Source organism: Chryseolinea soli (assembly GCF_003589925.1).
GTDB classification, from domain to species: Bacteria; Bacteroidota; Bacteroidia; order Cytophagales; family Cyclobacteriaceae; genus Chryseolinea; species Chryseolinea soli.
This window is the reverse complement of record NZ_CP032382.1, coordinates 5,307,718-5,322,780: the sequence shown is the minus strand read 5'-3', so window position 1 is coordinate 5,322,780 and position 15,063 is coordinate 5,307,718. Positions and strand designations below refer to the sequence as shown.

At 52.2% G+C, this 15,063-nt stretch carries 12 protein-coding genes; all 12 read right to left on the bottom strand.

The window, feature by feature from the left end; all coding sequences use genetic code 11:
* Positions 1–40: 40 nt before the first annotated feature.
* Positions 41–853: a glucosaminidase domain-containing protein gene (locus D4L85_RS22590; protein ID WP_119756432.1), complete on the bottom strand. Its 813-nt coding sequence runs from the start codon at positions 851–853 to the stop codon at positions 41–43.
* A gap of 174 nt (positions 854–1,027) precedes the next feature.
* The gene (gene abc-f, locus D4L85_RS22585; RefSeq protein ID WP_119756431.1) at positions 1,028–2,617 is read right to left on the bottom strand and encodes a ribosomal protection-like ABC-F family protein; all 1,590 of its coding nucleotides are present in this window, start codon (positions 2,615–2,617) and stop codon (positions 1,028–1,030) included.
* A 189-nt stretch (positions 2,618–2,806) separates the two neighbouring features.
* Positions 2,807–3,640, bottom strand: coding sequence for a DUF7832 domain-containing protein (locus D4L85_RS22580; protein ID WP_119756430.1), 834 nt, complete (start codon positions 3,638–3,640; stop codon positions 2,807–2,809).
* 256 nt (positions 3,641–3,896) lie between these two features.
* Positions 3,897–5,330 (bottom strand): NADH-quinone oxidoreductase subunit N, encoded by a 1,434-nt coding sequence (locus D4L85_RS22575; RefSeq protein ID WP_119756429.1) that lies wholly within the window; start codon positions 5,328–5,330, stop codon positions 3,897–3,899.
* Positions 5,317–6,852: an NADH-quinone oxidoreductase subunit M gene (gene nuoM, locus D4L85_RS22570; protein WP_119756428.1), complete on the bottom strand. Its 1,536-nt coding sequence runs from the start codon at positions 6,850–6,852 to the stop codon at positions 5,317–5,319. The genes D4L85_RS22575 and nuoM overlap by 14 nt, the downstream gene beginning before the upstream one ends.
* Positions 6,849–8,726 (bottom strand): NADH-quinone oxidoreductase subunit L, encoded by a 1,878-nt coding sequence (gene nuoL, locus D4L85_RS22565; protein ID WP_119756427.1) that lies wholly within the window; start codon positions 8,724–8,726, stop codon positions 6,849–6,851. The genes nuoM and nuoL overlap by 4 nt, the downstream gene beginning before the upstream one ends.
* A 4-nt stretch (positions 8,727–8,730) precedes the next feature.
* On the bottom strand, positions 8,731–9,039 hold the full coding sequence (gene nuoK, locus D4L85_RS22560) for an NADH-quinone oxidoreductase subunit NuoK (protein WP_073140906.1): 309 nt from the start codon (positions 9,037–9,039) through the stop codon (positions 8,731–8,733).
* A gap of 20 nt (positions 9,040–9,059) precedes the next feature.
* Positions 9,060–9,587: an NADH-quinone oxidoreductase subunit J gene (gene nuoJ / locus D4L85_RS22555; RefSeq protein WP_119756426.1), complete on the bottom strand. Its 528-nt coding sequence runs from the start codon at positions 9,585–9,587 to the stop codon at positions 9,060–9,062.
* Between the two features lie 3 nt (positions 9,588–9,590).
* Positions 9,591–10,106 carry an NADH-quinone oxidoreductase subunit NuoI gene (nuoI, locus tag D4L85_RS22550; RefSeq protein WP_119756425.1) on the bottom strand — a complete coding sequence of 172 codons (516 nt, stop codon included), beginning with the start codon at positions 10,104–10,106 and terminating at the stop codon, positions 9,591–9,593.
* A 28-nt stretch (positions 10,107–10,134) separates the two neighbouring features.
* Positions 10,135–11,097 carry an NADH-quinone oxidoreductase subunit NuoH gene (gene nuoH / locus D4L85_RS22545; protein WP_119756424.1) on the bottom strand — a complete coding sequence of 321 codons (963 nt, stop codon included), beginning with the start codon at positions 11,095–11,097 and terminating at the stop codon, positions 10,135–10,137.
* A complete protein-coding gene (gene nuoG / locus D4L85_RS22540; RefSeq protein ID WP_119756423.1) occupies positions 11,070–13,790 on the bottom strand; it encodes an NADH-quinone oxidoreductase subunit NuoG in 2,721 nt (906 codons plus the stop codon). Before nuoG ends, nuoH begins: the two co-directional genes overlap by 28 nt.
* A gap of 2 nt (positions 13,791–13,792) precedes the next feature.
* The gene (nuoF, locus tag D4L85_RS22535; protein ID WP_119756422.1) at positions 13,793–15,055 is read right to left on the bottom strand and encodes an NADH-quinone oxidoreductase subunit NuoF; all 1,263 of its coding nucleotides are present in this window, start codon (positions 15,053–15,055) and stop codon (positions 13,793–13,795) included.
* Positions 15,056–15,063: the final 8 nt, after the last annotated feature.

The following is a 15,063-nucleotide window of genomic DNA, read 5'->3' as shown; positions in this document are numbered from 1 at the left end:
AATCTGCAATCCCTTCGAACTCCGGGTTCGATCTCAAAGGTTATTCACCTTCGATGTATTGCGGGTCGATGCGGAAGCGATCGTATTGTGTGAGGTTGTTTTCAAGGATGACCGACTTGAGCTGGCGGGTGTAGGCCGAACGGCGTTCGGAGAAATACTTCAGGTGTGGTAGAAGCTTGAAGGGATTGTCGGTCCGCAAGCGTGCCTTCCGCAAGCTGCGATAGGCTGTTGAGCGCGCAAGGATCTCGAAGTAGTGTTGAATGGATTGCGACATGTCGGGATACGAGCGCAAATAGATCATTTTGTTCCCCCGCGTGCGGGCCGCCGCGATGCGGGGTTCGCTGGCGTTAAATGACCAGATGCCAAAGAGATTGCTGGCGCTGAGAAAGAACCGGCTTTGCCCCCACCCGCTTTCCACGGCGGTCTGGGCCAACACGATGCTGTTGGGCAAAGTGCGCATGCGGCCGATGAGATCGTTCATGGTCCTGGCCTTGTAGCGGAGCTGCATGTCGAGGAAGAAGGTGCTGTCGGTGGGTTCCCATTCGGTCTTGTCGCGGAGGATGACCATGCGCTTGCGGTCTTCCTCGATGCGATGTTTGGCAACCAGTATGGACGGCAGTACGGCGGAGATGAAGGTCGCTTTCGCCTGGACGGTGGGCAGGCGGTCAAGGCCTGCAACGTTGGTGTAGAGAATGGGTTTCACCAACTCATCTTTCAACATCACCACTTCGTCCAACGACTTCAGGTTCACCACCTCCGTCGACACAACGGCTCCCTCGCGCGAACGACACCCGGCCAATGCCAGCATCACTGCCGCACTCGCGAAAACCGAAACCTGCAGACGGAAAGCCATAAAACAAAAATAATCCGAAAAAGCATGAAAAACACCGACGCTAGTGACGGATCGGCGGTCTTTAAGGTGATCGGGCGAGTTACGTTCACAGAATGGAAAAGTTGGCCCGTGCCATGATACGAAATTCCACCCTCAGCATCCTTTCGTCTCCGGATGACGGAACTGTTATACAAATTACTGAACAGTCATCGATCGCTCTACGTTTATCTGCTTCAAAAAATACTCATCGTGAGACACCACCAGGAGCGTTCCTTTATATTCGTTGATCGCCGCGGTCAAGATCTCAATATTTTGAATATCCAGATTGTTTGTAGGTTCGTCCAACACAATGATATCCGGAGCCTGGTGGTTGATCGTCAGGCAACAAAGTATCAATCGCATCTTCTCGCCACCGCTCAGCACTTGGCAAGGCTTGTCCCAGTAGGCTTTTGTAAACAAAAAACGGTTGAGACGGATCTTTACCTCATGTTCCTCCAAGCCCCCTGCATTGAATTGTTGCGCCTGTTCATAAACCTTGCATGTGTTGTCGATCAATGAATAGTCCTGGTCGATGTAAATGGCCTTAACGCCAGTCCGTTCAAGCGTTCCGGATTGTGGTGGGCATTCACCTAAGATCATTTTTATCAGTGTCGTTTTGCCCGAGCCGTTTGTCCCTTTGATCGCGATGCGGTCGCCGCTTGTGATTTGAAAACTCAAAGCATGCTTCCAAAGGAGACGGCTGTTATATCCAAAATTTATATGTTTTGCGGTGACCAGCACTTTTCCCGGATGAAGTGCAGAGTTGTCGAGGTCCATCTTCATCTTGTCCACACCCGGCAATTCTCTTCGCAATTGATTCAGCTCTTGCGAAATGCCGTCAATTTTTTCGTCGTGAACACCTTTCATACGCGCCGTACTTTTTTCGGCATTATTTCTGAAGGTCTTCATCATGATCGTGGGGAGCCCGGCTTTTTCTTGCTTTTTCTTTCCGCGCGCATCCAGTTTTTGTTGTCGTTCCAAGGCTTCCCTTTCTGTTTCTTTCGCTTTTCGGAGAGCCTTTTCTTTGTTTCTCAAGTCTTGTTGCAAAGCGTCGCGCTCAATCTTTTTCTGTTCAGCGTAAAAATCATAATTCCCACCATAGATCGTGATGCCTCGCTTGCTGAGTTCGAATACAATTTTCAGAAGATTCAGCAATGTTCTGTCGTGACTCACCACCACTAAACTCTTGGTTGTGGCGGTTATATAGTCATAAAGAATGCTTCGACCGGCGGCGTCCAGGTGGTTGCTGGGCTCATCCAATAAAACTATTTCAGGGCCGTGGATGTCGATGCCTGCGAGAAAGACCTTTGTTTTTTGGCCGCCACTAAGCTCTCCCATTTTCTTGGCGAGATCCAATTCACCAAGGTTCCAATGGGCAAAGGCTTCTTTGCAACGTTCCTCGATCGTCCAGTCGTCGTTAAGGGAAGCCAGATTTTCATCTGTTGCTTGGCCTTGGAGAATTTCCTTTAGCGCATTCAGTTTATCCTCGATCTGGAGTGCTTGCGCAATACTATAGTCATTAAACTGACCAAAGAGCTGTGGCACATAATAAGGTTTTGTGTCCACGCTTACGTGTCCGTTGGAAGCCGGCAAGTTTCCAGCTAAAATCTTCAGGAGAGTAGATTTCCCCGCACCATTGTTGCCAATGAGGGCGATCTTGTCTTGTTTGTTGAGGGCAAGATCGATGTCAGCAAACAATATATCTCGATTGGGAAGGGCATACGATATACCTTGAGCAATAAGCATAATTTCTTTTCTTTAAAGAGTGAAATAACGGAGGGAGCGCCTTCTGGAGCTCCGTTTTGTTTTTCTGAAAAGAAATTATGTTCTACATTAACAGGATGTGATTTTGACTACGGGGCAAAAATAAGAAAAAATTCTGAAGTTATAAGGGACGCTTTTTTGCATTTCTGCTTCAGTGATCTCAAAGCATCTTCATTGCGCATCGATCACTTTATTTCTCCACTTTTCGTAGGCTGCGTCAATGACCGGTTTCAATTTGTCATAATTATCCCAAGTGCCTTTGACTTCAAATACGCGTTCCGGGGTGACGCTAAAAATTCGTTCGTAGTCCTTCATATAGGTTCCTTTTTCAAAATCAAAGTAATCCAACGCAAAATTGAAGCCCGCGCGGCTTAGCATTCCCCCAATCAATACGCCATCCCAATACTCATAGATCCCGAGTGGCGAAGAAGTTCTGACTTTCAGGTTTTCGATTTCGTTGCCCGTCTCACTGACAAAAAAATCACTCATTAATTCATTATTCACCAGCCAGACTAAAAACAGTCCCGTATGTACAAAAGATTGGACGTCGCTCAATCCTAATTCGGCAACGGAATTGTCATGATATTTCGCTTTGTCAAAAACATATTTCTTGTCAACGTCTCGCAGGCCCTTCCACGTACCGTTGGGTGGTTCCACAGGACTTGCTTTCCCGACAAGGTCAGCACCCTGTTCAACCTCCTTACTCCATCTGTTTTTCAAGAACCGATAAAAACCCCACCACGCAAACAAACTAAAGGGAAGTCGCATGAAATACGACAATGTATGCAACAGATTGCCGGATGGGGAGATTGCCCTAAGCAAAGTTTCAATTTGGCTGCTAATGACAAGGCTACCAAAAAACACCGCCAACCCGAGCACCCCATACCAGCCCCTGCGTTTGCCATATTTCGCCGCAAGCCTGTTAAAGGACAAATTGATAAAGAAAATCAGGGCAACAAAGGCAAAAAACAAAAGCCAATTATAAATCATTTCCTTAACGCCCATCTTATTTCCTTTTTATTAGAATTAGTTTAATAGCTCGCAACATTTGGATAACAGCAACGTCGTTATCCATCATTGACGCGCAAAGATATTTATTGGCAATAAATTACCAAAGCCCGCATATGCTACGATTCCTGTGGAAATAAATTGGAAATGAATTACCGGTACTAACACTGACGGATGCCAGTTAACTACAAAGTAAAATTTGCCACGGTATGCATATTGTAAAATTCGGAGGCAAGGGTCGGCACGCCTGGCATCAAAGCAAACTCTTAATAATCCCCATCAACCCCGAAGGAAATACTCCCAGCCAAATCAGCGACACCGTAAGAATGGCCAGCGTCACACTACTCACAATATAGATCGCAGGATTCAACCGGGTGTTGGAGGTTTCTGCTTTGGTTTGCTGCTCGAACATGATCGCGATGATGCGGATGTAATAATACAGCCCGATGACGCTGTTCACGGCCAACATAACGACCAGCAGCCATTCCTGCATGTTCACGCCGGCAGCAATAATATAGAATTTCCCAACGAAGCCAGCGGTGAGTGGAATGCCTGCCAATGACAGCAACATGGCCGTGAAAGTAGCCGCCGTCCAGGGGCGTCGCCAGAAGAGGCCGCGATAGTCTTCCGTGGCTTCGGCGTCGTGTTCGGTGTCGGAGAGCATGGCCAGGATGCCAAAGGCGCCCAGCGTGGTGATGAAGTAAGAAACGAGATAGAATGTCACCGCTTCCGTGCCCAGCGCATTACCCGCGATGAAGGCCACCAGCAAATAGCCCATGTGCGCGATGGAGGAATAGGCGAGCAACCGCTTCACATTGTTTTGACGCAACGCCAGGATGTTGCCGGTGAACATGGAGGTGATCGCGATGACAGTAAAGATGAGCACCAGCGTGGGATACTGATGGCCATTGAGCGTGACAAAGAAGCGAATGAGCAACCCCACTACCCCACCCTTCGACACCGTGGCGATGAACGCGGTGACGGGCACGGGAGCGCCTTCGTATACATCGGCAGCCCACATGTGGAACGGTACAAGGCTCAGCTTGAACCCTACACCAACGATCATCAATCCCAAGCCTGCAAACAGCATGAACGACAGGCCATCGTTTGCCGTCAAATGGCGGGCGATGCCGTCGAAGGACATCGTTCCGGTGACAAGATAAACGAGGGCCATCCCAAACAACAGAAATGCTGAGGAGAATGCAGCCAGGATAAGATACTTGATGCCGGCCTCGTCCGAACGCTCGCGTTTGCGCTGATATGCGATCATGGAATAGAGTGCGACGCTAAGAATTTCAAGCCCGAGGAAAAGCGACACAAAATGCTTGCTGATCACCAGCGTGGAAGCCCCCAGGGTGCCCAGAATGAGCAGGATATAGTATTCCTCCTTGCGTTCTTCGCGTTGTTCGAAATAAGCATACGACATCATGGCCACAATGAGCGACGTAATGAGGATGAGACCGATGTAGAACACACCCAATCCATCGACGATAAACAAAGGTTCGATGCTGTGACTGGTGCCCCGCATGTAAACCATCAGGTATACAAAATCAGCCAACAGCGATGCCAGTGTGATGGCATAGATGACTTTGTGATTTCGCTTTACGGAGATGGAGAACATGATAAGGATGGCCGTACTGGTCAGGATGAACAGCGGCACGATGCTGAGGAAATCATTTGCGGTCATGGGTACCTCCTTTCTGGATTTCCTTGTCGGATATCCGTGGCGTTGTAGGTTTGATGTCGGTGGGGTTCAGCGTCAGGGTGATCACCTCCTTCACGGTGTTCATGACCGGCTGCGGATAGACGCCCAGCCAAACGATGACGATCACCAAGGGGACAAGGATCATTTTTTCGCGGAAGTTCAGGTCGGGCAGGGTAACTTTTTGCTCGCTTCTTCCCAGGAAAACTTTTTGAACGATGCGCAGCGAATAGGCCGTAGCCGCCACCAATCCAATCGCAGCCAGTATAGTGAGAATGTGCGTGGCCTTCCAGGCGCCCAGCAGGGTTAGGAACTCTGCCACAAAATTTCCAAGTCCCGGCAAACCCAACGAGGCCATGGCAAAGATCATCCCAATGGTACCCATGAACGGCACCTGTGTCCAGAAGCCGCCCATCCGATCGATGTCGCGCGTGTGGATGCGTTCATAGATCGTGCCGGCCAGGATGAAGAGTGCGCCGGTACTGATACCGTGGGTGATCATCTGCATGACCACGCCCTGGAGGGCGAGTGCGTTGAACGCAAACACGCCCAGCATGACAAAGCCCATGTGGCTCACGCTGGTGTAGGCCACCAGTCGCTTGAGATCGGTCTGTGCAAAAGCCAGGACAGCACCATACAAAATACCCAATACGCCAAGCGCCATGCCCCACGGCGCAAATTCGGCAGCGGCCGCCGGGAACAGCGGAATGACAAAACGGATCAATCCATAAGCACCCGTTTTCAACAGCAAGCCGGCCAGGATAACACTTCCCGCGGTGGGTGCTTCGGAGTGCGCATCGGGCAGCCAAGAATGAAAGGGAACCACCGGCAGCTTCACAATGAAAGCTGCGAGGAAACCCAGCATGAGGAGGCGGCCGGTTTGGGGTGAGAAATGGGTATTGAGCAATTGGAAATAATCGAACGTGTAGGTGCCGCTGGAGATGCCGTGGACAAAATACAAACCGACAATGGCCAGGAGCATGAGCAGTCCGCTGGCCTGGGTGAAGATGAAGAATTTATAAGCGGCATAGCGGCGGTTCTCGTGTCCCCAGATGATGATGAGAAAGAACATGGGGATGAGCATCACTTCCCAGAAGAAATAGAACAGGAAGAGGTCCATGGTGAGAAACACACCTGTGATACCGGCCAGCACCCAAAGGATGTTGAAATAGAAGAAGCCGACGCGGTATTCGATCTCGTGCCACGAGGTGAGCACGGCAGCCAATCCGAGAAACATCGTGAGCGTGAGCATGAGCAGGCTCAGTCCATCCAAAGCCAGGTGGAAGTGGATGCCGAAGTCGGGGATCCACGGGGTGTCGTATTGCATGAGCCACACATTGAGGCCACCGGAGGTGTTCATTTGCATCCACCAGGCGAGCGTCATGCCAAACGCTGCCGCGAGCGCGAGGAAGGCGATCCATTTGGAAAGGGAGGCATTCACCTTTTCTACGAGCCAGGCGATGATGCCGCCGGCCATCAGCCATACGATGAGAAGTGGTAGCATCATAACATCAGTCCCAGGGTTAGCATTAAGATCGCGCCGATAACAATTCCCATCACATACCATCGCATCATGCCGCTTTGCGTTCGCACCAGCACGCCGTTACAATATTGGGTGAACGTCACCATTCCGCCGTACACTTTGTCGATGACGTCGTTCTTGTTGAGCGTGGAGAAAAAGACAAAGGGGCGCACGAGCAAGGTGTTGTAGAGCGCGTCGAATCCCCAACCGGCAAACCAAAGATGGTGCAAGCCGGGCACTGCCCTCTTGATGACGGTGGGCAATTCGGGTTGTTTCACATAAAAGAAGTAAGCGATATATACTCCACTCAGCGCAACCACTGCAGCGATGGCCTGAAACAGAACTTCTAAATGTTCCAGTTCAGGTTTTAGTGCGACGGTTGGAAGAACAGGATTCAGGAAATCAGAAAATAAGGTGACGTGCCCGAAGGTGTGGGGCAGTTCGATAAATCCGGCTATCGTGGAGAGGACGGCCAGCACGATCAGGGGCACCGTCATGGACCTTCCGGCATCATGACCAACGTGCGTATGTTCATGACCAAAGAAGGTGACAAACACCATGCGAAAGGTGTATACGGAGGTAATAAAAGCGCCCCCAAGCGCAGCCACATAAAAGACCGGGTTTCCCTTTTCACCTGCCAGCGCCAACCAGAGAATTTGATCCTTGCTGTAGAAGCCCGCGGTGACAAATGGAATGGCAGCAAGGGATGCGGAGCCGATCAAGAAGGTCCAATAAATAACCGGAAGCTTTTTGCGCAACCCACCCATCTTAAACATGTCGTGTTCATGATGCAGCAACATGATGACGGCGCCAGCACCTAAGAAGAGCAAAGCTTTAAAAAAGGCATGGATCATAAAATGGAATATGCCCGCCGACCACGCCCCGATGCCCAAAGCCAAAAACATATAGCCGATCTGGCTGATGGTGGAGTATGCCAGCACGCGTTTCAAATCGTACTGTGTCAGTGCGCTGCAACCCGCCAACAACAGCGTGACGGCACCAACGATGCCAACCGCCATTTGCGCATCCGGGGCCAACTCGAAGATCACATGCGTGCGGGTTATGAGATAAACGCCGGCCGTTACCATGGTGGCGGCATGGATCAACGCACTCACCGGCGAAGGGCCGGCCATGGCGTCGGGCAACCATGTTTGCAAGGGCAGCTGCGCCGATTTGCCCACAGCTCCACCTAGCAACAAAAATGCAATAACGACCGCCGCATGAGCCCCAACCTGCCAGGTTTGGGATGCATGGGTCATTAGCTCTTGTATATTCAATGTTCCGAAGGCCTGGAACAGCATAAACAAACCGATCGCCATCGACGTGTCGCCCACGCGCGTGACGATGAAAGCTTTTCGCGCAGCATAGCCGTTCTTTTCATCCTGGTACCAGAAGCCGATGAGCAGGTAGCTGCAAAGGCCAACGCCCTCCCACCCCAGGTACATCAGCAACAGGTTATCGGCCAGCACGAGAATGAGCATGGCACAGACAAACAAATTGAGATAGGCAAAGAAACGGGCAAACCCATCGTCGTCGGCCATGAAGCCGGTGGAGTAGATGTGGATGAGTGTGCCCACAAAGGTGATGACAAACAAGAACACCATTGAGAGGGCGTCCAGGTGAAACGCAAATTCGGTGTGAAAACCTTCCACGGCCATCCAAGACCAGAGCAGTTGATCGTAGGGCTGGGGTGATGAGAGAAAATCGAACCCGATCAGCAGCGTGATGATGGCTGACAAGCCCACGCTGCCGCAGCCGACCCAGCCGGCCTGTGCGCGCGAAAGCTTGTCGCCGGCGAGTATGAGGGTGAGTGCACCTGCCAGGGGTAATGCCGGTATGAGCCAGAGTAGTTCTTTCATAGCGTTATCCGTTCATTTTGTTTGCTGCGTCGCCGTCGAGTGTTTTCAGCTGGTGGTAGATCTGCAGGATCAACGCCAGGCCTACCGAAACTTCGGCGGCCGCCATAGTGAGGATGAAGATGAACATGACCTGCCCGTCGGCCTGCGCCCAGCGCGAACCGGCGACGATGAAGGCCAGGCCTGCTGCGTTGAGCATGATCTCGACGGAGATGAGCATGAAGATGATGTTGCGGCGGATCAGCACGCTGATCAGTCCCAACACGAACAATATGCCGGCCAGGAGCAACCCGGCTTCAATAGGAATGGTTTTCATGGTGGTTCATTTTTTACTGCTTATTCTTCGGCATGTTCTAAAAACCGGTGCACGACTTTCTTCTTCTGGCGACCGAGGTGATAGGCGCCGACGATCCCGGCCATAAGAAGAATGCCGCTCAATTCGACACCGATCACATAGGGTCCATACAGCGAGATGCCCACGGCCTTTGCGTCAATGGCCTTTGAGGCGATCTGACCCGTGTCGCCTTGTATGATGATGTAGACCAATTCGGCCAGGAGTAAAACCGAAAGTATCGCGGGACCGATAAAAACATCACGCGTCAGCCAATGGCGTTCTTCCTCCACGGCTTCCTCTTTCAGGTTCAGCATCATGATCACAAAGATGATGAGCACCACGATGGCCCCTGCATACACGATCACTTCCAGCGCCGCTACGAACGGTGCACCCAACACAAAGAATACCAGGGCCACGGCCAGAAAGGAAACGACCAGGTAGAGCAACGCGTGGATCAGGTTGTAGCGCGTGATCACCATGATGGTGGCCACGATAGCGATTCCCGATGCGAGGTAAAAGGTAAGTTCCATAGGTCAGGGCAGTAAGCTTTTTACATCCACAGGAACTTCTTCATTTTCGGCTTCGCCTTTACCCTTACCGCCGATGGCCATGCCGGCCACTTTATAGTAATTGTAGCCGGGGTATTTTCCTTCTCCATTGATGAGCAGGTCCTTCTTTTCATACACCAGGTTCTGCCGGTTGTATTCACCCATTTCAAAATCGGGGATCAGTTGGATGGCATAGGTCGGGCAAGCTTCTTCGCAGTAGCCGCAGAAAATGCAGCGCGAAAAATTGATCCGGAAAAATTCCGGGTAGCGGCGGCCGGTCTCGTCTTCGGTAGCTTGCAAGGAAATGCAATCCACGGGACAGGCGGCGGCACAGAGATAGCATCCCACACAGCGCTCGCCCATGTCGGGATCGCGGGTCAGCACGATGCGCCCTCGCCAGCGGGTGGTGAGCTTCACTTTTTCTTCCGGGTATTGGATGGTCTCACGTTTATGGAACATGTGCATGCACGTGATCCAAAGGCTGCGCAAAATGCTGAACATAGAGTATACTTTTTTTAGTGTTGTTACCTCACGACTCCATCCACAACAAAATGGTGGCGGTGGCCAGGAGGTTCACCAGGGTTAATGGAAACAAGATCTTCCATCCGAATTCCATCAGTTGATCATAGCGCGGGCGCGGCAATGCGGCGCGCAGCAAAATGAAAAACGCGATGAACGCAAAGGTCTTCAAGGCAAACCAGACTACGGGTGGCAAAAATGCCGGCCCCAGCCATCCACCAAAGAACAACGCGACGGTTACTGCCGATATCAGGGTGATGCCGAGATATTCACCCACGAAGAACAATCCGAACTTCATGCCCGAATATTCCGAGTGAAACCCTGCCACCAATTCACTTTCCGATTCCGGGATATCGAAGGGCAGCCGGTGCGTCTCTGCAATGCCCGCGATAAAAAAGATGACAAAGCCCAGGAACTGTGGCACCACGAACCAAAGTCCGCGTTGTGCGTTCACGATGTCCTGGAGATTGAATGAGCCGGCCATCAACACCACACCCATGAGCGAGAGGCCCATGAACACTTCGTAGGAAATCATTTGCGCTGCCCCGCGCATGGCGCCCAGCAAAGAATACTTGTTGTTAGAAGCCCATCCACCGAGGATGATGCTATACGCCCCCATCGACGACATTGCCAGGAAAAACAGGATACCGATGTTGATGTTGGACACGATAATGCCCGGCGCGAACGGCACCACGACAAAACTCATCAGCACGGTGATGGCCACGATGGCCGGCGCCACCACGAAGACAAACTTATCCGCAAACGGCGGGATCCAATCTTCCTTGAAGAAAAGTTTTATGGTGTCGGCCAGCACAATCAGTACGCCGAACGGTCCTGCACGGTTGGGGCCATAACGATCCTGCCACAACGCGAGCATGCGTCGTTCCAGCCAGATGAGGCCGGGCGCGATGGTGAGCAATGCTGCCAACACCGCGCCGACAATGATCATGGGGTGTAAACCTCCTTTTTCCATGACATGTTTGTTTTAAGAATACACCACGAGGGTAACTCAACATACGGCAAGCCGGCCAGTCCATAGGGTAAGCCCGCTACACCTTGCGGCATGTCGGGACTGATCTTTACGGGCATAGCATAAGCCTGGTCTTCAATGTCGAAGTGGAAGGTGTCGTCGGCCTTCAGGTTTCTTTCTTCGGCATCCACGGGGTTCAGGAGCACATACGGTTGGGGTATGCGCGTGGCCACCGGCGGCGACCATGCACTTAATTCTTCCGATCCGTAAATATGATGGAGGTGCACGGCCATCAGATGGCCTTTGCGGGGTACAAATTGTTCCGGTATACCAATGAAATACGTCGCCTTCGTACCGTGCGGCTCCAGCAAGCGAACGCCCGGGTCGCCATCACGCAACGAATGGCCAACTTCATCCTGGTATTTGTTAACGGATTGGATCGAGTTCCAACCCGGCGACCAGAAGAAGGGGATCATTTGGGAAGGCGCCAGTCCACGATAACCTTCCATGGTATAGGACAACGATGAATCCGGATCTTCCGGCGGTTTTGGTTCACTCACGTTGATGCCTGCGTTCATGGCCGTGCGTCCGCTGTATCGATGCGATTCGCGGGGGATGCGTTGGTCCCCGGCCATGCGGAACGATGCCGGAGGCGTAACATGATCTACGCCTTTCAACAGCGGTTCCTCCTGTGCGAGAGCGCGCGTGATGTCTTCAAAGTTTTTCCATTTCGTAAGCCTGGGATGGTCAATGGCGGCGCCAATAGTGAGCAGCCAGCGCCAACTTTCCTGGATCACGTCGGTGGCTTCATACACCTGGAAGAACCGTTGCGCGCGGCCTTCGTTGTTGACCAGCACGCCGTCGGATTCGGCAAACGTTCCGGCGGGGATCACAATCCGGGCCTTGTCTGTCGTGGGCGTTTGGGTATGATCCAATACGATCACTTTTCTGCAGGTCTTCAAAAATTCGTCCACCATCGAAGCGGGGCCATGCCGGTAGAGATCGTTTTCCATGATGATCACGGTGTCGGCGTGTTGGTTCAGGATGGCGTCGAGCGCGGAGTGCAGGCGGTGGCCGCCCATGAGCGCCAGCCCCATCGAGTTTGACTCGGGCAGCGTGAGCACGATGCCGGTCTGTTTGTTCTTTTCGTGCAGGGCCCAGGCCACATTGGCCGCGGCCCTGACAATGTGCTCACTTTCACACGACGTTCCCGAAATGACAACCGGCTGCTTGGCCTCAAAAAGTTTTTGCGCAATGTGTTGCGCCAATTCCACTTCGGCTTCCGAGAGGTTGTTCACACCCGGTGCAGCCGGATTGATAAAGTGTGCGACCGCAAAACCGAGACGAGCGATCTCATCGGGTGCGGCGCGATATGTTTTTGTGGCCACGTCGTCCAGCTTTGTGGTGTGCACCGTGGCAATGTATAGCGGACCTTTTTCTTCCTGGATGAATTCGCGGGCCGCGGCATCGTTCCAGGAAGCGATGTTTGATGCGGCAGCATGCTTTAAGGGCTGTTGACGCACACTTTGTCGCACGGACAACGCCAGCATGGGCGCCGTGTTCGTGAGATCTTCGCCCAAGACAAGAACGGCGTCTGCACTTTCCACCTCTTTCATGGAAGGCGTGCGCACCGGACCTTCTTTCAATATTTTAATGACAAGTTCTCCCAGGTTGTGGGTATTGTCGGAAACACCGTGATAGAAACGATCCTCTCCCACCAGGGCTTTCAACACAAAATTGGCTTGCAGCGAAGCGCGCGGCGAGCCGATGCCGATCACACGCTGACCGACGATGGCCTGCTTCACGGCCTCTATCGCTTGCTGCTTGTCCGTCTCTACCTCATTTACTCTGGGCTTACGGATGCGACCCGCTGCATTCACAAATCCATAGCCAAACCGGCCGCGGTCGCAGAGGAAATAGCCGTTCACTTTTCCGTGATACCGGTTGGTGATCGAACGCAATTCGCCATAACGTTCGCCGGCAATGGTGTTGCAGCCGAGACTGCAATGCTGGCAAATCGACGGCGCCGTGGTGAGATCCCATTTGCGCGTATAGTGTTCTTTTAAGGTTTTGTCCGTGAACACGCCCGTTGGACAGACCTCTGCCAGGTTGCCGCTGAATTCGCTTTCAAGTGTGCCGGGCTCGTGTCGCCCAAAGTAGACCTGGTTGCGCGAGGCAAAGGCGTCCAGATCTTTGCCGCCGGCATAGTCTTTATAGAACCTTACGCAGCGGTAACATTGGATGCAACGGTTCATCTCATGGTTGATGAACGGGCCGAGGTATTGATTTTGGTAGGTCCGTTTCTTGTAGGTGTAGTGACGATAGTTGTGTCCGGTCATCACGGTCATGTCCTGAAGGTGACAGGACCCGCCCTCGTCGCACACGGCGCAGTCGTGCGGGTGGTTGGTCATGAGCCATTCGATGACGTGCTCGCGAAATTCTTTGGCTTCGACATCATCGATGGAAATGCGCTGATTGTCGGTCAACGGTTCCATGCACGACATGACGATGCGTCCTTTCTTGTCATCGGCATCTTTGTACACCTTCACCGCGCATTGGCGACACGCTCCTACCGAACCCAGCGATGGATGCCAGCAAAAGTACGGCACGTCGAATCCCAGCGACAGGCACACCTCCAGCAAATTCTTCCCGGTGCCCGGGTTATACGGCTTGTTGTCTATATATAATGTGGCCATACTTAAGCAGAAATTTTATGACGAATCAATTCTTCAAAGTCTTTCCTGAAATATTTCAACGCACTTTGCAAAGGCTCCATCGCACCAGGCGCCAGGGCGCAAAACGTGTTGCCGGGGCCCAGGTATTTTGTGTGGAACTCCAACGTCTTGATATCTTCCGGTTTCCCCTCCCCGATTTCAATGGTGTGCAATACTTTTTCGATCCAAGGCAATCCCTCCCGACACGGTGTACAAAATCCACAAGACTCCTGGGCAAAAAAATGTTCGAGGTTTCTCACGAATCCTACCACGCTCGTGTGATCGTCCAGGATGATCATGGTGCCCGTGCCTAACCGGCTTCCTGCGGCAGCAACGCCGGTGTAGTCCATTCTTACGTCAAGATGTTCTTCTACCAAAAAATCGGTGGATGCTCCGCCCGGCAACGCGCCCCGGAATTTTAATCCGTCTTGCATGCCGCCCGCGTAGTCCTCAATCAATTCCCGCATCGTGACGGTCATGGGGAGTTCCCATGCGCCCGGCTTTTTCACCTTGCCACTCACACCATAGATTTTTGTGCCGGCATCTGCACCCGGACTCAAATTCTTAAACCAATCCGTGCCGCGATTCACGATGTGCGGAATGCAACAAAGGGTTTCCACGTTGTTCACGATCGTGGGTTTACCAAACAAACCACTGATCTGTGGAAAAGGCGGCTTTGCCCGCGGTGTGGCGCGCTTGCCTTCCAGTGAATTGAGCAGCGCCGTTTCCTCGCCGCACATGTAGCGACCTACACCCGTGTGCAGATGCATGTCGAGATCGAAACCCGACCCAAGAATATTTTTGCCGAGATAGCCTGCAGCATATGCCTCTTCAATGGCTTGAGTGATCACCTTCGCCGCGAGCTTATATGCCCACCGAAGAAATACATACGACTGATCGGCTTGGATCGCATAGGCCGCCAGGATCATTCCCTCAATCAGTTGATGCGGCGTTTGCTCCAGCAGAATACGGTCTTTAAATGTGCCGGGCTCCATCTCGTCGGCGTTGCAGATGAGATACTTGGGCTTCGGCACGTTCATGGGAACGAAGCTCCATTTCATGCCCGTGAGAAAACCAGCGCCACCCCGCCCTCTCAAATTGGATTCCTTAACCAAAGTAGTAACGGCCTTCGGTTCCATTTCTTTCAAGGCTTTTCGAAGGGCTTGATAGCCACCGGCCCGCTCATACTCTTTCAAGCTGAGTGGTGCGCCGTCGCCTCGCATATGTTGTGTTAAGGGTTTCTCCATACTGATTT

Coding starts and splice junctions, on each gene's coding strand:
- D4L85_RS22590 (WP_119756432.1), bottom strand. CDS start 853: ATGGCTTTCCGTCTGCAGGTTTCGGTTTTCGCGAGTGCGGCAGTGATG.
- abc-f (WP_119756431.1), bottom strand. CDS start 2,617: ATGCTTATTGCTCAAGGTATATCGTATGCCCTTCCCAATCGAGATATA.
- D4L85_RS22580 (WP_119756430.1), bottom strand. CDS start 3,640: ATGGGCGTTAAGGAAATGATTTATAATTGGCTTTTGTTTTTTGCCTTT.
- D4L85_RS22575 (WP_119756429.1), bottom strand. CDS start 5,330: ATGACCGCAAATGATTTCCTCAGCATCGTGCCGCTGTTCATCCTGACC.
- nuoM (WP_119756428.1), bottom strand. CDS start 6,852: ATGATGCTACCACTTCTCATCGTATGGCTGATGGCCGGCGGCATCATC.
- nuoL (WP_119756427.1), bottom strand. CDS start 8,726: ATGAAAGAACTACTCTGGCTCATACCGGCATTACCCCTGGCAGGTGCA.
- nuoK (WP_073140906.1), bottom strand. CDS start 9,039: ATGAAAACCATTCCTATTGAAGCCGGGTTGCTCCTGGCCGGCATATTG.
- nuoJ (WP_119756426.1), bottom strand. CDS start 9,587: ATGGAACTTACCTTTTACCTCGCATCGGGAATCGCTATCGTGGCCACC.
- nuoI (WP_119756425.1), bottom strand. CDS start 10,106: ATGTTCAGCATTTTGCGCAGCCTTTGGATCACGTGCATGCACATGTTC.
- nuoH (WP_119756424.1), bottom strand. CDS start 11,097: ATGGAAAAAGGAGGTTTACACCCCATGATCATTGTCGGCGCGGTGTTG.
- nuoG (WP_119756423.1), bottom strand. CDS start 13,790: ATGGCCACATTATATATAGACAACAAGCCGTATAACCCGGGCACCGGG.
- nuoF (WP_119756422.1), bottom strand. CDS start 15,055: ATGGAGAAACCCTTAACACAACATATGCGAGGCGACGGCGCACCACTC.